This is a genomic window from Actinomadura sp. 3N407 (assembly GCF_052245875.1).
In the GTDB taxonomy this organism is placed as follows: domain Bacteria; phylum Actinomycetota; class Actinomycetes; order Streptosporangiales; family Streptosporangiaceae; genus Spirillospora.
Genome location: NZ_JBQQBP010000020.1, coordinates 22229 through 42483, shown reverse-complemented (window position 1 = coordinate 42483; position 20255 = coordinate 22229). Strand labels below are relative to the sequence as shown.

22 protein-coding genes are annotated in these 20255 nt (G+C 70.3%); 4 read left to right on the top strand and 18 right to left on the bottom strand.

From position 1 onward, the window contains the following. Nucleotides 1–2 precede the first annotated feature (2 nt). Complete coding sequence (locus ACTWPP_RS36815; RefSeq protein ID WP_443109048.1) at nucleotides 3–1238, top strand: RNA polymerase sigma factor; 1236 nt, start codon at nucleotides 3–5, stop codon at nucleotides 1236–1238. A 64-nt stretch (nucleotides 1239–1302) separates the two neighbouring features. Here ACTWPP_RS36815 and ACTWPP_RS36810 read toward each other — a convergent pair whose 3' ends face one another. The 7 genes from ACTWPP_RS36810 to ACTWPP_RS36780 form a co-directional block, all read right to left on the bottom strand. Continuing rightward, entirely contained in the window at nucleotides 1303–2007 is a 705-nt protein-coding gene (locus tag ACTWPP_RS36810; protein WP_443109047.1) for a Crp/Fnr family transcriptional regulator, read from the bottom strand. A gap of 131 nt (nucleotides 2008–2138) precedes the next feature. Then, a complete protein-coding gene (locus ACTWPP_RS36805; RefSeq protein ID WP_443109046.1) occupies nucleotides 2139–2378 on the bottom strand; it encodes a LysE family transporter in 240 nt (79 codons plus the stop codon). A 196-nt stretch (nucleotides 2379–2574) separates the two neighbouring features. After that, nucleotides 2575–3534 carry a PfkB family carbohydrate kinase gene (locus tag ACTWPP_RS36800; RefSeq protein WP_443109117.1) on the bottom strand — a complete coding sequence of 320 codons (960 nt, stop codon included), beginning with the start codon at nucleotides 3532–3534 and terminating at the stop codon, nucleotides 2575–2577. Then, a complete protein-coding gene (locus ACTWPP_RS36795; protein ID WP_443109045.1) occupies nucleotides 3534–4322 on the bottom strand; it encodes a DUF427 domain-containing protein in 789 nt (262 codons plus the stop codon). The genes ACTWPP_RS36800 and ACTWPP_RS36795 overlap by 1 nt, the downstream gene beginning before the upstream one ends. A 44-nt stretch (nucleotides 4323–4366) precedes the next feature. After that, a complete protein-coding gene (locus tag ACTWPP_RS36790; RefSeq protein ID WP_443109044.1) occupies nucleotides 4367–5788 on the bottom strand; it encodes an erythromycin esterase family protein in 1422 nt (473 codons plus the stop codon). Continuing rightward, nucleotides 5785–5982, bottom strand: coding sequence for a hypothetical protein (locus ACTWPP_RS36785; RefSeq protein ID WP_443109043.1), 198 nt, complete (start codon nucleotides 5980–5982; stop codon nucleotides 5785–5787). The genes ACTWPP_RS36790 and ACTWPP_RS36785 overlap by 4 nt, the downstream gene beginning before the upstream one ends. Before the next feature lie 63 nt (nucleotides 5983–6045). Further along, entirely contained in the window at nucleotides 6046–7014 is a 969-nt protein-coding gene (locus tag ACTWPP_RS36780; protein WP_443109042.1) for a helix-turn-helix domain-containing protein, read from the bottom strand. Nucleotides 7015–7247: 233 nt separating this feature from the next. Here ACTWPP_RS36780 and ACTWPP_RS36775 point away from each other — a divergent pair, with 233 nt between their 5' ends. Together ACTWPP_RS36775 and ACTWPP_RS36770 are read left to right on the top strand one after the other, a co-directional pair. After that, nucleotides 7248–7946 (top strand): dioxygenase family protein, encoded by a 699-nt coding sequence (locus tag ACTWPP_RS36775; protein WP_443109041.1) that lies wholly within the window; start codon nucleotides 7248–7250, stop codon nucleotides 7944–7946. A gap of 358 nt (nucleotides 7947–8304) precedes the next feature. Then, a complete protein-coding gene (locus ACTWPP_RS36770; RefSeq protein ID WP_443109040.1) occupies nucleotides 8305–9453 on the top strand; it encodes a DUF2637 domain-containing protein in 1149 nt (382 codons plus the stop codon). 72 nt (nucleotides 9454–9525) lie between these two features. Here the strand turns inward: ACTWPP_RS36770 and ACTWPP_RS36765 are convergent, their stop codons facing one another. The 11 genes from ACTWPP_RS36765 to ACTWPP_RS36715 all read right to left on the bottom strand — a co-directional run bounded on the left by ACTWPP_RS36765 (nucleotide 9526) and on the right by ACTWPP_RS36715 (nucleotide 19231). Continuing rightward, a complete protein-coding gene (locus tag ACTWPP_RS36765; protein WP_443109039.1) occupies nucleotides 9526–10281 on the bottom strand; it encodes an SDR family NAD(P)-dependent oxidoreductase in 756 nt (251 codons plus the stop codon). Nucleotides 10282–10381: 100 nt separating this feature from the next. Next, a complete protein-coding gene (locus ACTWPP_RS36760) occupies nucleotides 10382–11257 on the bottom strand; it encodes an ABC transporter permease (protein ID WP_443109038.1) in 876 nt (291 codons plus the stop codon). Next, nucleotides 11254–12180: an ABC transporter permease gene (locus ACTWPP_RS36755; protein ID WP_443109037.1), complete on the bottom strand. Its 927-nt coding sequence runs from the start codon at nucleotides 12178–12180 to the stop codon at nucleotides 11254–11256. The genes ACTWPP_RS36760 and ACTWPP_RS36755 overlap by 4 nt, the downstream gene beginning before the upstream one ends. Further along, nucleotides 12170–13390: an ABC transporter ATP-binding protein gene (locus ACTWPP_RS36750; protein ID WP_443109036.1), complete on the bottom strand. Its 1221-nt coding sequence runs from the start codon at nucleotides 13388–13390 to the stop codon at nucleotides 12170–12172. The genes ACTWPP_RS36755 and ACTWPP_RS36750 overlap by 11 nt, the downstream gene beginning before the upstream one ends. Before the next feature lie 145 nt (nucleotides 13391–13535). Further along, a complete protein-coding gene (locus ACTWPP_RS36745) occupies nucleotides 13536–14756 on the bottom strand; it encodes an ABC transporter substrate-binding protein (protein WP_443109035.1) in 1221 nt (406 codons plus the stop codon). Between the two features lie 62 nt (nucleotides 14757–14818). Further along, a complete protein-coding gene (locus ACTWPP_RS36740) occupies nucleotides 14819–15856 on the bottom strand; it encodes a LacI family DNA-binding transcriptional regulator (protein ID WP_443109034.1) in 1038 nt (345 codons plus the stop codon). A gap of 463 nt (nucleotides 15857–16319) precedes the next feature. Further along, nucleotides 16320–16763: an SRPBCC family protein gene (locus ACTWPP_RS36735; RefSeq protein WP_443109033.1), complete on the bottom strand. Its 444-nt coding sequence runs from the start codon at nucleotides 16761–16763 to the stop codon at nucleotides 16320–16322. 47 nt (nucleotides 16764–16810) lie between these two features. Then, the gene (locus tag ACTWPP_RS36730) at nucleotides 16811–17164 is read right to left on the bottom strand and encodes an ArsR/SmtB family transcription factor (RefSeq protein ID WP_443109032.1); all 354 of its coding nucleotides are present in this window, start codon (nucleotides 17162–17164) and stop codon (nucleotides 16811–16813) included. Next, a complete protein-coding gene (locus ACTWPP_RS36725; protein ID WP_443109031.1) occupies nucleotides 17161–17613 on the bottom strand; it encodes an SRPBCC family protein in 453 nt (150 codons plus the stop codon). The genes ACTWPP_RS36730 and ACTWPP_RS36725 overlap by 4 nt, the downstream gene beginning before the upstream one ends. Before the next feature lie 482 nt (nucleotides 17614–18095). Continuing rightward, the gene (locus ACTWPP_RS36720) at nucleotides 18096–18569 is read right to left on the bottom strand and encodes a carboxymuconolactone decarboxylase family protein (protein WP_443109030.1); all 474 of its coding nucleotides are present in this window, start codon (nucleotides 18567–18569) and stop codon (nucleotides 18096–18098) included. Between the two features lie 101 nt (nucleotides 18570–18670). Then, nucleotides 18671–19231 carry a hypothetical protein gene (locus ACTWPP_RS36715; RefSeq protein WP_443109029.1) on the bottom strand — a complete coding sequence of 187 codons (561 nt, stop codon included), beginning with the start codon at nucleotides 19229–19231 and terminating at the stop codon, nucleotides 18671–18673. Nucleotides 19232–19683: 452 nt separating this feature from the next. Between ACTWPP_RS36715 and ACTWPP_RS36710 the strand changes: the two genes are divergently transcribed. Beyond that, entirely contained in the window at nucleotides 19684–20130 is a 447-nt protein-coding gene (locus ACTWPP_RS36710; RefSeq protein ID WP_443109028.1) for a hypothetical protein, read from the top strand. Nucleotides 20131–20255: the final 125 nt, after the last annotated feature.

Genomic DNA, 20255 nt, shown 5'->3' with positions numbered 1-20255 from the left:
CCGTGAGCGGCGAACAGGGCGGGAAGCAGGGCGGCGAGCAGGACCTCCCAGCGAAGGAGACCGCGGCCGAACTGGCCCGCGTGGTGCGCGAGCACGCGGGCCGGCTGGCCGGGGCCCTGGTCAGGGTCCTCGGCGACTTCTCCCTGGCGGAGGACGTCGTCCAGGACGCGGTGTGCGTCGCGCTCGAACGCTGGCCGGTCGAAGGCATCCCCGACCGTCCCGACGCCTGGCTGTTCACCGTCGCCCGCAGGCGGGGGCTCGACGTGCTGCGCCGCCAGGCGCGCTACCGCGACAAGCTGGCGCTGCTGCAATGGTCCCCGCCGCACGAACCCGACGACCGGCTCCGGCTGATCTTCACCTGCTGCCATCCGGCGCTGCCGCGCACCGCCCAGATCGCGCTCACCCTGCGGGTCGTGTGCGGGCTCACCACCGCGCAGATCGCCGCCGCGTTCCTCGTCCCGGAGCCGACGGTGGCGCGGCGCATCACCCGGGCCAAACGCAAGATCTCCGACGCGGGGATCCCCTACCGGATCCCGCGCGACACCGAGATGCCCGAGCGGCTCGCCGAAGTGCTGACCGTCATCTACCTGCTGTTCAACGAGGGCTACCTGTCGAGCGCCCCCGACCAGGAACGCCACCTCGCCGACGACGCCGAATGGCTGGCCGCACTGCTGGCGTGGCTCGTCCCCGCCGACCCGGAGGTCACCGGGCTGCTGGCGCTGATCCGGCTCCACCAGGCCCGCGCCGCCGCGCGCTTCGACACCGCCGGACACCTCGTCCTGCTGCGCGACCAGGACCGGTCACACTGGGACCACGCCGCCATCGCCGACGCCACCGCGCTGCTGGCCCGCGCGGCCCGCCAGGGCGAACCGGGCCCGTACCAGCTGCAGGCCGCCATCGTCGCCTGCCACGCCGAGGCCCCCACCTGGGACGACACCGACTGGCACCAGATCGTCGTGCTGTACGACATGCTGCTGCGTCTCGCCCCGTCCCCGGTGACGCGGCTGCACCGGGCCGTCGCGCTGCACCGCCACGCGGGGCCGTCCGCCGCGATGGCCGAGCTCGACGCGCTGGCCGGCGACCTGGACGGCCACCACCTCTACCACGCCGTCCGCGCCGAGCTGCTGCGCGACCTCGGCCGCCCCGACGAGGCCCGCGAGTCCGACGAGCGCGCCCTGCGCCTGACCACCAACCGCGCCCAGCAGGCCCTCCTGGAGGAACGCCTCACCTGGGGCTAACCGCGCTCCCCAGCCGGCCGCCGCGTTCGCCAGTCGTTCACTTCCGCTAGTCGTTCACTCTGCGCTAGTCGTTCTCTTTGGCGTATTCGCGGAGGCCGGGCAGATCCAGGACCGTGATCTTCCGCCAGCCGGTGCGGATCAGCCCCTCGCGGCGCAGGCCGTTCAGGGCACGCGCGACCGTCTCGCGGGACGCGTCCATCCAGCTGCCCAGCTCCTCCTGCGACAGCGGCGGCCCGATCTCGATCGACCCGTCCGGCGCGGGCGGCGCGTAGTGGACGGACCGTTCCGCGAGTTCGGCGAGCAGCATCGCGAGCCGCTGGGTGCCCCGGCTGGTCACGTGGGCCTTCAGGCGCCGGTCCATGTCATCGATGCGCCGGACGAAGGTACCGGTCACGAGCATCCACACGTCCGGATGCTCGTCCAGGAAGCCGGTGAAGCGGGCGGCGGGCACCACCAGCGCGCGGACCGGCGACAGCGCGGTGACCGTGGCCGACCGGGTCCGGCCGCCGAGCACCGCGCTCTCGGCGAGCAGGTCGCCGGGGCCCCGGACCGCCAGCACCACGTTATGGCCGTCCTCGGTCGACGAGGTCACCTTCGCCCAGCCCCGCTCGATGACGATCACGTGGTCGGACTCGTCGCCCTGGTACACCAGGGGCGACTTCACCGGGAACTGCCGGGGACGCCCGGCGGCGCGCAGCGCCGCCTGCTGCGCGGCGTCGAGCGCGGCCCAGAATTCCGGGCGCGGAGAGGTCGCCGCGTAGGTTGCCACCCGCCTCCTCCTTGCCTCCGGCGTGCTCTGCCTCCGGTATGCCGGGCCCGCCCGGACGGCTTTGCCGAATCCTTGACATGCGCTGAGTCCTTGACATGCCCGGAGTTACATGGACAGTAAACCGGAAGGCGTCACTTGGGGACGGCGACCAGTCGGACGGCGAGCCCGGTGAACACCGTCCCGCTGAAGGTGTTCAGGCACCGCGCGACCCGGCGGCTGCGCCGCAGCATGTCGGCGAGCCGCCCGGACAGCAGCCCGACCCCGGAGTCGACGGCGAGGCCGATCAGCACGAGCGTGATCCCGAGGACGAGGAACTGCATCATCGGATGCCCCAGGGGGTTCACGAACTGGGCACCGGTGCCCACGCCCATCGCGGCCATCACACCGGCGGCGGGGCCCGCCGCGCCCGCCCATGGCGACGACGAACATCATGTCGGGTCCGGGGCCGAGGCAGAGGGCGAGCGCCGCCACGACGAACGCCGCATACGGGGATGTGTCCACCATGGTGAAATCATGCGGCAGCGACGGGCCTCGCCGCGAGCCCATTACCCCCTTGCCGCTGTGGCCCTAGAGTCCCGCGCGCTCACGGAGTGCGGCGGGGTCGAGGGAGGGTCTGCCTCCGGGGTGGCCGACGGTGTCGGCGGCCGCCGCGACGGCGAGGCGTGCGGCGCTTTCCGGTGGGTCGCCGCGGGCCAGCGCGGCGATCAGCGCGGCGGTGAGGGCGTCCCCGGCGCCGGTCGTGTCGGCCACCGGCGTGTCCTCCAGCGGCAGGACGAGATGTCCGCCCGGCCAGACGAAGACGTTCCCGGACGCGACGGCCAGCGCCACCAGCGACGGCCCGCGCCGGACGAGGTCCTCGCCCAGGTTCACGGCCTCGCGCTCGTCGGCGATGCGGGTACCGGCGAGCATCTCCGCCTCCCGGGCGTCGGCCCGGACGACATGGGCGGCGGCCAGCACCTCGTCACGAACGTCCTCGGAAGGCGCCCCGTCCACCGCGATGCGGGCGTCCGGCGCATGGTCCAGCGCCGCCCGCACCGCGTCCGGAGGCTGCTGAAGCTGGACGCTCACCCACGCGGAGTCGCGCAGCAGCGGATCGGCCGCCCTGACGTCGGCCTCGGTGAGCAGGACGGCGTCCGGCAGGTCCTCCAGGTAGCGCCACCCGGCCGAGGCGTCGACGACATCGACGATCAGCCCGGTCTCCGTGCCTTCGCGCCGCACGACGTGCGAGACGTCGATGCCGTCGCGGCGGGCCTGGTCGAGCATGCCGCCGCCGACATCGTCGTCCCCCACCACTCCGACCAGGCCGGCGCGGACGCCCAGCTGCGCGAGGGAGACCGCCTGGTTCGCGCCCTTGCCGCCGAGCATCTCCCGGCGCCGCCGCACGTCCGCCGACTCCCCCGGCGCGGGCACGTCGTCCACGACCAGCACCAGGTCACGGGCGACCTGCCCGAGCACGGCGACCCGCCCATGGACGGCACCCCGCTCAGGGACGGGCTCATGGACGGGCCCGCCGGTCGGACGCGGCATCACGTGCCCGGCGGAGGCTCGGTCTCGATCGTGAGGGCCTCATGGTCGAAGCACAGGTGGCCTCCCACCTTGACGGCGTCCTCAAGCGGGTCCTCGTAGGACCACGCGGCGTCCTCCGCGCCGTCCAGCGACCAGTACGTCGCCTCGCCCTTGTACGGGCAGACCGTCTGCTTCGCGCTCTCGCTCAGCAGCCCGCGGCGGACATCCGCGGCGGGGATGTAGAGGCGGTTGGGCAGCCCGGTCTCCGACAGCAGCTTCGGCCGCTCGGACTCGGCGATGACCTCCCCGTTCAGCAGCACCCGGACATGCCGGGACGAGGCGCGGGCGTCGACTCGGTGGAACGGGTCGCGCAGATGCCCGCGGACCTCCTCGTCCTCGTCGTACCAGGCGTCCATCCGGCCCCAGTAGAACGCCATGAGCCCGCGCAGCCACTCCGACTCCGGTTGCGGCTCCGGATACGCCCACACCGCGTTCTCCGCGGCCCGGTCGCCCACCCGGACCGTCCAGTACGCGGCGTCGCCCTTGAACGGGCAGTGCGTCGTGTGATCGGTCCTGTCCAGCAGGTCGGCCCGCACGTCCTCTTCCGGGACGTACAGGACCGGCAGCAGCCCCGTCTCGTGCAGGAGCTGCCCGCGCTCGGTGTCCAGGACCGTCTCGCCCGCGAAGCGGGCACGGACCCGCCGCGGGAAATCGTGCATGAACAGCTTGTGCTTCGGCCCGTCGATGCTGAAGTTGACCTCGTCTCCCGGCGATCCGGCGAGCGGTCCCGGCCGCATGGTCAGCGACATGCCGTGCTCCTAACGCTTCCATAGGCTCCTCATGCCCTGCCGGCTCATACTCCCGTCGGCAGGGTCTCAAGCTCACCACGCCGCGCCGCCCCAAGGTGCAGCGGCTCCAGCGCGGACGTGGTCCGGAACCAGCACAGGGCGTCGTACCGCTCGGCGAGCCTCGTCGGGACGTACTGGCGCCGGTCGCGGTCCGGGTCGTACACCACGCCGATCGCGCGGTGCCCGAGCGTCCGGGTGAGGAAGGCGGGCTTGTCCGGCTCGGGCGGCACGATGAACATCCCGCGGTGCAGCTCCGACTCCGCCAGCACCGCCTCCAGCGAACCGCGCACCGGCGGCGGCACGTGCATGTTCTCCATCGGGGCACCCCAGCGCGGGGCCGCGATCACCTCGCCGGACCCGCCGGCGAACCCGATGAGCACTACCTCATCCCCGCCCTGCGGGTCTCGACCGTGCTGATCCCGACCGTGCTGATCCCGACCGTGACGCTCCCTGGCGAGCTGGCCGAGGTTGACCATTCCGGCGCCGGCCATGTCGGTCGCCCGAGCGTCGCCGACGTGCGTGTTGTGCGCCCAAACCACGGCCTTGCCGGTCTTTTCTCCTGGGCCGGTCTTTTCTCCTGGGCCCGTTCCTTCCCCGGGGCCGGTCCGGCCGCCGTGGAACTCCATGAGCCGGTCGAGAGTGTCGGCCATGTGGACGTCCCGGATGTTCCACGACTCCGGCCCACCATTGATCATGGCGCGGTAGTACCGTTCGGCCCCCGCCGTGACCTCGGCGTTCTGCCGCGCGTCGAACTCCTCCACGGGGTCACGGGTGTCACCGTGGGTCACCGGCCGGCGCAGCCTGGTCAGCAGCGCGAGGATCTCGTCCCGGCACCCGTCCGGGACGAGCGCGGTGTTCCACCCGTACGCCTGCGGGTCGTCGCCGTGCGGCTCGAAGCAGCGGTACGCCTCCAGCGCGGTCTCCAGATACTCCGGACGATGCTCCGCCAGGTAGTCGACGACGGCCCGGAGCGACTCCCACAGGCTGTAGACGTCCAGCCCGTAGAAACCGGCGCGCTCGCCCGCCGGCAGGCCCGCGTTGTGGTCGCGCAGCCAGCGGCAGAATTTGACGGTCTCCTCGTTGGCCCACATCCACGTCGGCCATCGCTCGTAGGCGTCCAGGGCCTCCCGCGGGTCCTCGGGCGAGCCGGGCGCCAGGGTCACGCTGCGCCCGACCTTGCGGCAGTCCGGCCAGTCCCCCTCGACCGCGACGAACGAGAACCCGCGCTCGGCGATCAGCCGCCTCGTCAGCGCCGCCCGCCACGCGTAGTACTCGTGCGTGCCGTGGCTGGCCTCACCGATCAGCACGCAGCGGGCGTCGCCGATCCGGTCCAGAAGCGGGTCGAGGTCGTCCTCGTACTCCAGCGGCAGGGCCGCCTCGACGACGTCGGCGGCGGTGCTCGCTCCAGGGCTCGCTCCAGGGCTCACTGCGATCCCCTCCGCTCGCCCTTCGGACCCTCACCCCGCTCACTCGCGCGCCGCGGCCGGCGGTTTTCGTCCATCTGAAGCTCGTCGTTGGCGCGCTCACCGGCCTCGGAATCGGAGGCGAACCCCTCGTCCTCCATCCGCTTGCGGGTCTTCGCGCGTTTGATGTCGTACTTGTGGCTTCCTGGGCGTGGCATATCGACGTTCCCCCATTTTGTCGTCTTCCTCCCGCCCTTCCCAGGTTCCGGGCATCGATGCGGCTAGCCATCCCCCTGGATGCCGGTGGCGGCCGCGCGGTAGGCGGTGGGGGTCTGCCCGTAGGCGGCGCGGAACGCGCGGCTGAAGGCGGCGGCGTCGGGAAGGCCCCAGCGGTTCGCGATCGCGCCGATGCGCTGGGTGCCGAGGAAGGGGTCGCCGAGCTCGCGGCGGCAGTGTTCGAGGCGGCAGGTGCGGATATACCGGGCGACGGTCGTGCCGACGGGCTGGAACACCCGGTACAGCTGGCGGACGGAGATGTGGTGCGCCTCGGCGATCGCGGCCGGGCACAGGGCCGGGTCGTGCAGGTTCGCCTCGATCCACTCCTTGATCGCGCGCAGCATCTCCGCCGCCTCCGGAGACGAGGGCCGCGGCGCGCCGAGCCACTCTCCGGCCGTCCCCGTCACCAGCTCGACGACCGCGCCGCCGAGATGATGGGCGTAAGGCTCGTCATCCCCGTCACCGTCTCCGTTGTCGGCGAGGGCGCCCAGGAGCGAGGCGACGATCCGCCCGCCACGGGTGCTTCCGGCCATCAGGGTGCCGCCGAACGCGGCCAGCCGGTCGGGCGGCAACGGGATGGCGCTGTGCGGGATCACCACCGTGAAGATGTGGTGAGGGCCGAAGACGATCTCGACCGGCCGGGTGAGGTCGTAGAACACCACGTCCCCGGCCCCGACCCGGGCGCGGCGGCCGTTCTGGCTCAGGACGCACGAGCCGCGCAGCACCAGGCCGAGCTTGTAGCACTCGCGGGTGTCGCGGGCGATCTGCCGGGCGCTGCGCCGCACCGCGTGCGCGGGGGCGTGCACGTCACCGGCCTCGATCGGTCCGAGGGTACGGCCCGTCAGGCGGGCGGCGAACCCGCCGGGGGCGCGCGGCTGGACGTGGAACGGCCCGAAGGCCGAGGTGATCAGGTGGCGCCAGTATTCGGCCTGGTCGCGGGCAGGGTGGTCCGAGGTGTCAGCGAGCGTGGGCATGACGCTCCTCCGGTCGGCGGGCGGGGTCTCGGACGCCACCCGCAAGGTTTCTACGCCCGGTCAGGAACGTCAATGAGCGAGTCGGCACGACGCTCCGGGCGGGCTTTGGCACTCGACGCCAAAGTCCCGGCAGGCAGCGCCAAGACCACGCGACCGGGACCGGCTTATACATGGGACGAACTCCCAGGGAGCCCCGCCGACCGAACCACCGGACGACCCCGAGAGGAACCGCCATGCCAACCGATGCCCCAATCCCACCGGACGAGCACGCTCCACCGGGCGAGCATGCTCCACCGGACGAGCACGCCCCGGCGGACGAGCAGCCGCGCGGGATCAGCCGCAAAGGCTTCATCGTCGCCGCGGGGCTCGGGGCGCTCACGCTGCCCGCGGCGGTGTCCGGCGCGCCCGCGGAGGCTCGCGTCGGGCGGCCGCGGCTCGCTCCGACGCCGATGTGCGACGACGGCGATGACCCGACCCCGCCGCAGATGGAGGGTCCCTACTTCAAGCCCGGCTCCCCACAGCGTTCGTCGATCGTGACGCCCGGAATGCCGGGGACCCCGTTGACGGTGACCGGGATCGTCTACTCCTTGTCATGCCGTCCGGTGAATCGCGCGCTGCTCGACTTCTGGCAGGCCGACAATTACGGCAATTACGACAACTACGGATATAGGCTGCGTGGGCATCAGTACACCGACACAATGGGACGATTCAGCCTCACCACGATCGTGCCCGGCCTCTATCCGGGACGAACCCGGCACATCCACGTCAAGGTCCAGGCGCCGTACCAGCGGATCCTGACGACGCAGCTCTACTTCCCGAACGAGCCGCGGAACTCCAGCGACATGCTCTTCGACCCCGAACTGCTGATGGACGTCCGGACCGGCCCGACCGGGCGAGCCGCGACGTTCGACTTCGTCCTGCGCGTTCCGTAGCCCGGCTCGCGAGCCCGGCTACCCCAGCTTCCACGGGATCTCGTCCCCGCCAAGGCCACAGGCGCCCTGGCGGGGACGTCCGTGCGCGCCATATCGCACCCAGCCGACGCACAGCCGGCCGGCCGCCCCCCCGCAGGGTCGTCCGGAAAGCGCCGTTTCGCACCGTTTCTTTGCACGTCGTCCCATTCGGCGTCCCACAGGAACGGAACCGAGACGTGATGCGAATCCCCCACGAAACGCCAAAGGAATGGATAGTCTCCTTCCGATAACTTTCAGTTGGTAGCAAATCTGGAGCACACCCCGAATGAGCGTTGCCAACCGGGCACAGGTCATCACACGGTGGGGCGCCATCGCATTCATGGCGGCAGCGGTCCTGACCGCCACCGCCGGTGGCTTCGCCCAGTCCTACGCCGGCCTCTACCACTGGGCGTTGGAACACGGCCTGCGGGGCTGGAAGGCCGAATCGTTCCCGCTCCTAGTCGACCTGTTCATCATCGTGGGAGAACTCGGCCTCTTCCTGCTGGCCATCGACGCCTTCGTCCTGCACCGCCGGGCCCTGCTGAGCTGGCTGGACTTCTTCCTGCCGCTGACGATCGCCCTCGCCGGGTGGACGGCCAGCCTCGTCTTCAACGTGGGCCACGTCGGCCACAAGACGTTCTCGTACCAGGCGACGGCCGCGGTCCCGCCGATCGTGTCGATGCTCGGCCTGTTCGTCCTGCTGCGGACGCTGCACCGATACGTGGCGCAGGACGAGGCGGAGGAGCCGCCCAAGCAGCCGGAGCCGCAGACGCGCGCCATCGCCGGCCCCGTCACGCTGAACCAGATCACGCTGATGCCCATGCGGAACACCGGCCCGTTCCCGCGGATCCAGGTTCCCGGCCACTCCGGAAAGGCGATCGAGTCCGGCCGCTCGGCGACCGAGACCGCGGCCAAGGCGGGAGCGGGCGCCGAAACCGCCGCCGAGGCCCTACCCGCTCAACCGACCGCACCGACCCGACCAGCGGCGCCGCCCCTACCGACCAGGCCCTCCCAGCCGGCCGCACCGGCTCAGCCGGCCCACGCCCAGGCGGCCGCACCGGCTCCGGTCCCCACCGAGGCGCCCGCGCCCGCGCCGGAACCCGAGCCCGAACTGGCCGTCGTCAGCGCCGCCGCACGCGGAAGCCTCAACGGCCGCAGCGGTTACGGCACCGCCACCGAGGAGCCCGCGCCCGCCGTGGCCCCCACGGCACCCGACCCGGAGGGCCTTCGCGCCCTCGTCATCGACATCCTGGAGCGCCGCCACGGCGACGTCGCCGGGACGCTCGCCGAGGTCAGGGCCGAGGGCTACACCTGCAACGAGGCCGAGATCCAGCGGATCAGCGACAACCACTGGTTCCCGTACGCGGTGTACCGGCTGCTGGCCAAGCACGACGGCAACGGCGAGCTGGTCGCCGGGGAACTGAGGGCGCAGGGCATCATCTACGACGCGACCATGCTGGACGAACTCGTCCGCTCCTGGCGCGTCTGATCCACCCGGACCGCCATGTTCCGAAACCGTCCGGTCCCGCCCTGCACACGCAAGGGGGCGGGACCGTACGTTCTACGCGTCGCGCTGCTGTTCCTGGGACGGGTCGGTGCGCAGCCGTGCGTGCAGGCCGCCGTCCACGCGCAGGACATGCCCGTTGAGCTGCGCCGCCGCCGGTGAAGCCAGGAACAGCGTCGCGTCGGCGACCTCCTCCGGAGCGGTCGTGCGGCCCGCCGGCAGATCGGTGGCGGGCCGTACCTCCCCGACGACACTGGCCGGCGCGACACAGTTGGCGCGGATGCCGAGCCCGCCGAGTTCCACGGCGATCGCACGGCTGAGGGCCTCGATGCCCGCCTTCGTCACGTCGTAGGCGCTCTGGTCGTCGTGCGCGCGGGAACCGCCCGGCGACGACATGGTGACGATCGCGCCGCCGCGTCCCTCGTCGCGCCAGTACCGGACGGCGCGCACCGACAGTAGGTACGCCGACCGCAGGTTCGCGGCGATCACCGCGTCCCACACGGCGGCGTCGATGTCGATGAACGGGGTGCGCACCTCGGTCATCGCGGCGTTGTTCACGAGCACGTCCAGGCCGCCGTCCCGGCGGAGCCGGTCGAAGACGGCGTCGGCGACGTCCTCGCGGGCCAGGTCGCCGTCCATCGTGGTGACCCGCGGCATCGCGTCGAAGATCTTGAGCCCCTCGGTGTCCACGTCCACGGCGAGCACGTCGGCGCCCGCGTCCGCGAACCGGTGCACGAGCGCGCGGCCGATCAGGCCCGCGGCGCCGGTGACCAGCACCCGCTCCCCCGAGAAGTCGAACCGTACCGCGCTCATATGGTCATGCTCGCTCGACCGTGCCTGATCTGGCTGTGCCTGACCTGGCTGTGCCCGAAATGACTGTGCCCGAAATGACTGTGCCTCATATGCCTGAGGTTCATTCGCTGGGAGCCTCCCTCACCTGGGCGACGATCTGCGTCGGGTTGACGAACAGCAACGCGATGATCAGCAGCAGCGCCGACAGCGCCATGTAGATCACGGCCATCGCGTCGATGGCCTGCGCGGCGCGGATCCCCGGCGTGAACGCGGCGCTGTACAGCGCGACGATCAGGGTCTGGCTGTCCGCGTCGGCGACCAGGAACGTCAGCTCGAACATCGCGACGGTCCGCACCAGCACCAGGATCCCCGCGGCGAGAATGCCGGGGAGCAGCAGCGGCACCAGCACCCGCGCGAACACCTGCCGCGTGCGGGCCCCGCACATCCGCGCGGCCGACTCCACGTTGGTGTCGATCTGCTCGACGAACGGCGTCATGACGAGGATGACGAACGGCAGCGCCGGGACGAGGTTCGCCACGATGACGCCCGTCATCGTCCCCGCCAGATGCACCTTGTAGAGGACGGTGGCGAGCGGGATGCCGTAGGTGATCGGAGGCAGCAGCACCGGGAGCAGCAGCAGGAACATCACGATCCGCTTGCCCGGGAAGTCGCGCCGCGCGAGCGCGTACCCGGCGGGCACGCCGATCAGCAGCGACAGCGCCACCACGATGAGCGTGATCTCCAGCGTGACGGTCAGCACGTCGCCGAGCGCGAACTCCGACCAGGCGTTGGAGTACCACGCGGTGGTGAAGCCCTGCGGCAGCCATCCGGCGAACCATTTCGTGCCGAACGAGTTGACGATCACCGAGAAGATCAGCCCGGCCAGATTGACCAGGAAGAACGCGACGCAGGCCCAGACGAACCAGCCGCTCAGCCGGCCCTTCGGCAACCGCCTCCTCCGCACCGGGGCGGTGTTGCCCGCTACAGCGGCGGTCATGATCCCTTACCTCCCATCGCGGGCCCGGTGTACAGGCGACCGCGCAGCAGCAGCGTCACCGAGATGACGAGCAGCTCGAACACGCCCATCAGCACGGCGATGGTCGAGGCCATCGAGTAGTCGTACTTCTCGAACGCCGCCTGGTAGGCCGCGATCGCCATCACCCGCGTCTCCCCCGCCGGTTCACCGACGAGGCTCGCGGACGGGAACACCGAGAACGCCAGCACGAACGCGAGCACGAACGTGGTGGCGAGGCCCGGCGCCAGCAGCGGCAGGATGACCCGCCGCATCCGCTGCCAGGGCCCGGCGCCGAGCGTGGCCGCGGCCCGCTCCAGCGTCGGGTCGATGCCCGACATGTAGGCGAGCACCAGCAGGAACGCGAACGGGAACCCGGTGATGAGCAGCGAGAACAGCACGCCCCAGTAGTTGTAGATCAGCCGGACGGGTTCATCGACGAGCCCGATGTCCATCAGGACCCGGTTGAACCACCCCTTGGGGCCGAGGTAGCGCAGGAGCCCGTCCGCGACGAGGACGGTCCCGAGCGTCACCGGCAGGACGAGCGCCGCCGTCAGCAGCCGCCGTCCGCGGAACCTGCCGCGCAGCCGGTACGCGATCGGCACCGACGCGCCGACGTTGATCAGCGCGGCGGGAAGGGCGAGCCGGAGCGTCTTCCAGACGGTGCCGCGCTCATAGGAGTCACGGAAGAAGTCGGCGTAGTTGCCGAACGGGCCACCGCCGTTCTTCGGCTGCAGCGACAGGCCCACCCCGTACAGCATCGGGTAGATGAACAGCAGCCCGATGACCAGTACCGCGGGCAGCAGCAGGAGCAGTACCCGGTCGACGCCGCGTTCGGCGAGCCGGTGCCGCAGACCGCTGCGCCGCGGCACCGGCGCCTTCGGGCGGGCGGGAGCGTCAACCGCCATCCTGTACCCCGATCTCCGCGGGGTCGTCGAACGCCTCCGCCGCGTCCTGGACGTTCTCCCCGAACACGAGCACACGTTCGGGCGGGACGGTCAGCGTGACCCGCTCCCCCGGCGCGATCCGCTCCGGCGACCTGAAGTGGACGACGCGGCCGTCGTCCATCACGCCCTCGGCGGCGACCTCGCGTCCGTGGAACTCCGACACCTCCACCCGGACCGTCACAAGGTTCTCCCCCGTCGCCGAGCCGGGCGGCCCGGCGACGCGGAAGTCCTCGGGGCGGACGGCGGCGACCGCCCGCGCCCCGGTGATCGGCCGCCGGCTCATCCCGGTCAGCGTGAGGCCCGCCTTGTCGCCGAGCGACACCCTGCCACCGTCGACGCCGCCGTTCGCGGAGCCGCCGTTCGTTGAGCCGCCCCCTGCCGGGCCGCCGCCCGTCAGGACGGGCAGCTCCAGCAGGTTCCGGTAGCCCATGAAACCGGCGATGTAGGCGCTGGCCGGATGTGTGTAGACCTCCTCCGGCGTCCCGATCTGCTCGATCTCCCCGGACCGCAGCACCACGACCCGGTCGGCGAGCGCGAGCGCCTCCTCCTGGTCGTGCGTCACGTACACGGTGGTCAGGCCGAGGTCCTGGTGGATCCGCCGGATCTCGGTGCGCATCTGCACGCGCAGCTTGGCGTCCAGGTTGGACAGCGGCTCGTCCATCAGCACCAGCTTCGGCCGCAGCACGATCGCGCGGGCGATCGCCACCCGCTGCTGCTGCCCGCCCGACAGCTGGCCGGGCAGCTTGTGCTCGTGCTCGGTCAGCTCGACCGTCGCGAGCGCCTCGTCCACCCGGCGGGCCGTCTCGGCCTTGCCGACCCGCCGGACCGACAGCCCGAACGCGACGTTCTTCCGGACGGACAGGTGCGGGAACAGCGCGTAGTTCTGGAACACCATCCCGAACCCGCGGCGCTCCGGCGGCAGCGTGTCGATGCGCTCCTCGTCCAGCCAGATCGCGCCGTCCGACAGGGGCAGCAGCCCGGCCAGGCAGTTCAGCGCGGTCGACTTGCCGCATCCGGACGGCCCGAGCAGGGCGATGAACTCGCCGCCCTCGATCCGCAGATCGAAACCGCTCAGCGCGGTCGCCTTGCCGAAGCGGCGGGTCACACCGTCCAGGCGCAGATGCCCGAACCCGGCGCGCGCGTCCTTCTCCAGCACGGTCTCCGCCATCATGACGCACCTCCCGAGGACGCGAAGTCCCCTCGCGTCCGGTTGCCTTCGTGCGTCCTGTCAGATTCGTACGTCCGGCCGACGTCGTAGGTCCGGCCGACGTCGTGCGCGGGCATGACCGTTCGACAGGTCATGCCTTCCTCACATGTCATTGCTTCTTGACCTTCTGCCCGCCGATCTCGCGGTCCCAGCGGTCGAACGCGGCGACGAGGGCCTTGGCGTCCAGCGGCGGGGCCTTCGGGTTGCCGGCGATCAGCTGGTCGTACTCGGGACGCCCGAACTCCTTGATCGCCTGCCGGCTCTCGGCCGGCGCCATGTCCAGCGTCACGCCCTTCACCGCCGGGCCCGGGTAGAAGTAGCCCTTGTCGAACGTGATCGCCTGCTGCTGGGGCTGGAGCGCGAACTTCATCAGGTCGAACAGGACGGCCAGCTTCTCGCCCGAAACGCCCTTGGGAACGACCATGTAGTGCGCGTCGGTGACCCAGGTGAAGCCCTCCAGGGGCTGGATCTCGACGTCCTTCGGCACCTGGCCGAGCACGCGCGGGTTGATGTCCCAGCCGGTGGTGCTGAGGATGATGTCGCGGGTGCCCTCACCCAGCTCCTTCATCGTCTGCGTGGTGCCCGTCGGGTAGTACTCGACGTACTGGTCGAGATCCTTGAGGTACTTCCAGGTCTTCGCCCAGCCGTTCGTCGGGTCCATGGGGTCCTTGTCCCCGAGGATGTAGGGCAGGCCCATCAGCCACGTCCGTCCGGGGCCCGAGTTGGACGGACGCGCGTACATCAGCTTGTTCGGGTGCGCCTTGGCCCACTCCAGGAGTCCGTCCGCCGTCGTGGGCGGGTCGGAGACCGTCTCCGGGTTGTACTCCAGCAGCGGCCCGGACGGGTAGTACGTCACGACGACGCCCTTGCCCTGCGCCAAGTCCTGCATCTTGGACGCCGGCTCCAGATACAGCGACTTCAGGTCGGGAAGCTTGCCGGAGTACTTGCCGAGCACGTCGACCCACAGGTTCTGCTCCAGGCCCGCGGAGAGCCCGTCGGTGCCGGTCAGCACCAGGTCGATGTCGAGCTGCCCGGCGTCCTGCTGGGCCTTGACCTTGCCGGCCAGCTCCGGCGCGGTCGCCTTCGTGTAGGTGATCTTGCTGATGAGCTCGGGGTGCTCCTTCTTGTAGTTCTCGAAGATCTGCTGGGTGAGCTGCAGGTTCCCGGCGACGTCGATGATGTTCAGGGTGACGGGGTCGGACGGCATCTTGACGTCCGCCGCCGACGGCTCGGACGCCGTGCCGCCGTCGGAGCCCGGCGCGCCGCACGCGGCCAGCAGCAGGCCGGCGGCGGTCGCGAGGGTGAGGAGAGCGGATCGAGGAGTTCTCATGGGGTGGGTCCTCCTGGCAGGACGTCTGCACTCAGACGTCTCGTCCTGATGGCCGAGCCGACTCACACCGGCCCGGTGGTGCCTCGGATGAGGAGTCGGGTCGCCAGCTCCGCGGCCGGCGGCAGGGGAGGCGCCTTCGGCGCCCCGGGGTCGAGCATCGAATGCATGGTGGCGGCCGCCGCCCGCGACAGCGCGTTCACGGGCATGGCCACCGTCGTGAGGGGCGGATTGGTCATGGACGCCATCGGGACGTCGTCGAACCCGACGATGCTGACCCCTTCGGACTCACCGGTCTCGCCGGGCACGTGTCTTCCGGGCACGGGGACGCCGCGCGCGGTGAGCCGTGACAGCACCCCGAGCGCGACCAGGTCGTTGTAGGCGAAAACCGCGGTCACGCCGGCGGCGAGGACCTCGTCGGCGGCCCGGAAGCCACCGGTGAAGCGCGGCTCGTACGGGCCGAGATCGACCAGTTCGATGCCGCGTTCCGCGCAGGCGGCGCCGATGAACTTGCGCCGCTGCCGGTTCGACCACGAGTTGGCCGGGCCGGACAGGTACGCGCACCGCCGGTGGCCCAGCGCGTGGACGTGCGCCGCCGCCTGGTCCATGCCGGGCTGGAAGTCCAGCAGGACCGACGGCGCAGTCCGGCTCGTCCGGTTGGCGAGGACCACGGTCGTCTTGGACGCGACGGCCCGCAGCCGCGTCCCCGACATGCGCGGCGCGCACAGGATCAGCCCGTCCACCCGCTCGACCATGGCCTCGGCCAGCCTGACCTCCGTCGCGGTGTCCTCGTCGGTGTCGGCCAGGAACACCGCGAACTCGGTGTCCCTGAAGTAGGCCTCCACGCCCTTGATGAACGGCGCGAAGAACGGGTTGGCGATGTCGGGGACGATCAGCCCGACGTTGCGGGTCCGCCCGAGGACCAGCGACTGCGCCGCACGGTTCGGCTGGTAGCCCAGCCGCTCGGCGCATTCGAGCACGCGCCGCCGGGTCTCGGCGTTCACGAGCTCCGGGGAGTTCAGCGCACGCGAGACCGTCGAGGGCGATACCCCTGCGAGGTTCGCCACGGCCCGGATCGAGGCCCGGGTGCTGTCCGCGCTCATGGCGAAGAGTATGAAAACGTTTGCGGAACAGTGTCAATGCTCAGCGCCGAGAACCCTTGCCCGTGACGAACCCGTTACCTGAGCGCCTCCGGCCGCGGCGGCCCGCGACCACGGCGGCCGGCAGGGAGCACTACCGGACGCCGTCCCACCCGAACTCGTCCGTCTCGTCCGCCGGCAGGAAGGCTTCGAGGCGCAGCTCCGACAACGAGATGTCGACGTGAACCGAAAGCACCTGCTGACCCGACCGCGATTTCGAATGCGGCACACCAGCGACCGCGTCTTCGACCTGGCAGAGATAGACCCTTGCGGATCTTTGTAACAGGCCCATCGGCTTATGGGTCTGCTGAGTGAGTCCTCGTCCATGCTGACCGCTGCACGGCACCGCCTCCGCCGGCATCGCGGCTGGCGGAGGCGGTGTCTTGCGACGGCGCGAGATCCTGACTCGCGTCCGGTGAGCGGAAGGTCAGTTCCAGTTGTCGATCTTGGTGTCGTCGGGGTCCGGAGCGCCCTTCCCGGTTTCGATCAGCGACTTCAGGCTCATCATGAAGACCGCCCACTTGGTGCTGCAGTGGTGCATGAACTCCACCGGCTCCTTCCAGCCTTCATGCTTGAAGAGGACGATGGTGTAGCCGTCGACCTGATCGAGCTTCCAGTCCACGTGCGTGCCGATCCATTCTTCGGGTCCCTCGACCACCTCCCACAGCACGCGCTTGCCCGGGTTGAGTTCGAGGACCTTCATGTCGAATCCGCCGGCCCCGAACCGGAACTGGAGCACGCCGCCGAGTTCGTTGCCTTCGCCCTGTGTGTTGGTCGTGTACCAGCCGGCCAGCCCCTCGGGGGTGGTCAAGGCCGCGTAGACCTCGTCCACCGATGACTTGATTCCCGCTCTGTGCAGGATGTCCACCATTGCCGATTCCCCTTTTCAGTGTTATTTCTCGTCTGAACCTTGTGAATTCACTGCTGTGCCCCGGGCTGGTCCTTGCTGCGCTGAATGGCTTCGGCGATCTCCTTGATGCGCCGGAGCCTGGCGTCCCAAGCCGCCCCCACCGAGGACAACTGAGCGACCGCGCGGGCCAATTGCGCCTCGTCCACCCGGTACCTCCTCTCCCGCCCGGCAGACGACGCGTGCACCAGGCCGACGCGATCGAGCATGGCGAGATGTTTCGCGACGGCCTGCCGTGTCACGGGCAGCCGCTCGCTGAGGCTGGTGGCGGTGCCGTTGCCGTCCGCCAGGAGTAGATCGAGCAACCGCCGACGGGTCGGGTCCCCGACTGCCGACCACAGGTCGTCGTCGACGGCGGCGGTCACGTGGTCGACACCAGCCGCGCGAGGTACTCCCCGAGTCGGGGAATGAAGGTGTCCCAGCCGGCGCCGTGTTCGCGGTACTGCTCCGCCAGCTTGGCGGCCTCCCAGCCCATCTCCCGGAATCCGGTCTCGGTGAGCCGGATCGTCGTGCCCGTGCCCGACGGGGTCAGCTCGAACGTGACCAGCAGCGAGTTGGCGGAGTCGTCGACCTTGCCGCCGACATGGCTCCAGCGGAACGAGAACAATCGGGGCGGGTCGGCGTTCACCACGACGATCGGGGCGACCTCCGCCCTGTCGCCCCAGATGAGCTCACCGACAGCGCCGGGAGCCGCTTCGACGTCGGCGTCGTCCGCCCACCATTTCGAGATGTGCTCGGGGCGGCTGACGACCTCGAAGACCACCTCGGGCGAGGCGTCGACGTGAATCTCGCGTTCGATACTGCCGTACTCCATACGCCTGCTCCATCTCCATCTGCAACGTTTGGTTGCATTAAACCTAGCGTGCCATCCACGATCACGCAACCGTCGGTTGCACATAGCAGGTGAGCAGGACTGATCCGGGCCCGACCAGGCCGCTGGTACGCGATGACGCGGTCGAGGCGTAGGCGGCGACGAAGCGCCCACGCCGCCACGTATGCCAGACCGCGTCGGGTGGGGGCCGGAAGGAGGCGGTGAGGTCGCCCAGGGTCGCGAACCAACCGGCCGGCGTACCAGACGCCTTCGTCGCTCCAGGCGTACAGGGGGACGGAGTCGCCGTCGATGTGGGTGACGACTTCACGTCCCTGTCGCGGGTGGACGTAGAAGCCTGAAAGGCCCCGCCGAGTGACCGGAGGATTCGGCGGGGCCTTGGTGCTGGTTGACGGCTTGGTGGTCGGGCCGTCCGATTCAGTCGACGCGCTTGGCGACCTTCTCGCCCTGACGGGCGGGGTTGCCGGTCACCCCCACTGGCCGGGCTGGTAACCGCCGGCGGGCTGCTGGACGATGACGTTCATACGGTTCCAGGCGTTGATGAGGGCGATGGCGGACACCAGGGCGGCGAGCTGGTCGTCGTCGTAGTGCTTGGCGGCGTTCGCCCAGGCTTCGTCGGTGACGCCGCCGGCGGCGTCGGCGATGCGGGTGCCCTGTTCGGCCAGTTCCAGGGCGGCGCGCTCGGCCTCGGTGAAGACCGTCGCTTCCCGCCACGCCGCGACCAGGTTGAGGCGCACCGAGGTTTCCCCGGCGTGCGCGGCATCCTTGGCGTGCATGTCGACGCAGACTCCGCAGCCGTTGATCTGGCTGGCGCGGAGCCTCACCAGCTCCTGCGTGGCGGCCGGCAGAGTCGAGTCCGCGAGCACCTTGCCCGCCGACTGGAGGTACTTCATGTACTTGGCCACGATGGAGGTGCCGTAGTAGTCGATACGAGCGTCCATGTTGATCTCCTTGCCGTGTCGGCTGTTACACCCCATTGACGGAGCGGCCCGGGAAGATGTGACAACTGGCCGGGTGTGATGCTCAGACGCCGGATTCACGATCAAGAATTGCTCTTGGTCGGTGTCCGGGGTTGATCGGTGTTTCGCGGTCTTGTGCGTGGTGTGGGCTGGGCCGGTGCCCGCCTGTCGCGGCGGGTGGGCGGAGGTTCCGCGGTCCTCGGTGTGTTTGCGCTGGTCGGGACAGGGCTTGGTGGGTCAGGCGGGATCGGGCAGGGCGGTGAGGCGGTCCAGGACCCGGACCAGGAGATGGTGCCCGGATGGCAGGCGCACCCCCAGGCGGGCACTGCGATGAGTTCGCGGCGGAGCCGGGTGATGGTGGCGCGGCCGCGTCCGTTGCCGTGGTCCAGGCCGCAGATCTCCTGCAGCCAGGCCGACATCGCGCAGGCCAGCAGCGAGGCCCACATCCACATGGCGCTGACCTCGGGGTGGCCGGAGGTCAGGTGGCGCAGGGCGACGCCGTGTTTGGCGTCGCGGTTGAGGGCCTCGATGTCGGTGCGGTGCCGGACCCAGTGTTCGGCCTCGGCCGCCTTCTCGGGTGTGGTCACGTGCACCCCGCGGAACAGGCACTCGCGGGCCAGGTCCCCGGCGAAGCCCAGCGGCATCGGCCCGCAATCGATCCAGCCCCACCAGATGATCGGTACCCGCCAGCTGACCCGAGGCCACCGCCACCAGCACTTTCCCCAGCCGGCAAGCCCCGATCCCGCTGTTTGAACCGCCCAGTGACCCGGTCCGCATCCTCCACCGCCGCATCGATCACGGCGGCCATCCCCAGCTTGGCAGCCAGCCCATCCACCGCCACCAGCCCCGACACACCCGTCAACGACGGATCCGCACGGCCGATCACAACCTTGCGCCCGCACCTGCCACGCGAACCCCCGTATCCTCTTCACCGGCGGGCGCTTTCCCACAACAAATCGAATCGGATGCGGCAGATCTGAGCGCGGCGGCCGAGCGGGACCGGGCTCCGACCCGGAGGAACCTGCTCAACCGTGCTTACTCGGCTGAGGATGTAGACGCCGCGATCGAGAAGATGCGTGAACCGAAGGAAGGGAATATGACGACCGTCACCGGTGAGGTGGCCCTGCTGCTGGACGTGCTGGGGCGCTGGCAGGGCGACAGCCAGATCCTCGAGGCCATCGCCCTGGTCGGTCCCGAGATGGAGGTCGAGGAGTTCGACCTCGACAGCGAGAAGTCCACGTACTTCATCTTCAAACCGGCCGGCACGGACCTGCTCTTCGAAAACAATGTCCTGGTGTCGGTCATGGTGCGAACACAGCCCGACGGCCAGGACCCGGGCTATGGCCAGTATCCGCGGCCCACAGCGCTGATCGACGGGCTATCACCTACCGCCACCCGCGCCGAAGTCGCCGCGTTCCTCGGTACCCCGGAACGCACCGGGCGGACTTTCGACCGGTACGAGGTCAACAAGCGTTATCTGCACTTCGAATTCGAACCGAACGGCAGAATCGGCAAACTCTCCGCATTGCTCGAACCGATCTGACCCGGATCCACGATCGATCGTTGTGGGGCGGGTGGTTGATCTGGCTGTGTCGGGTCGGTTTTCGGGGTGTGGGCAGGGGTTGCGGCCCGCTTGTCACCGTGGGTGGGCGGAGGTTCCACGGTCCT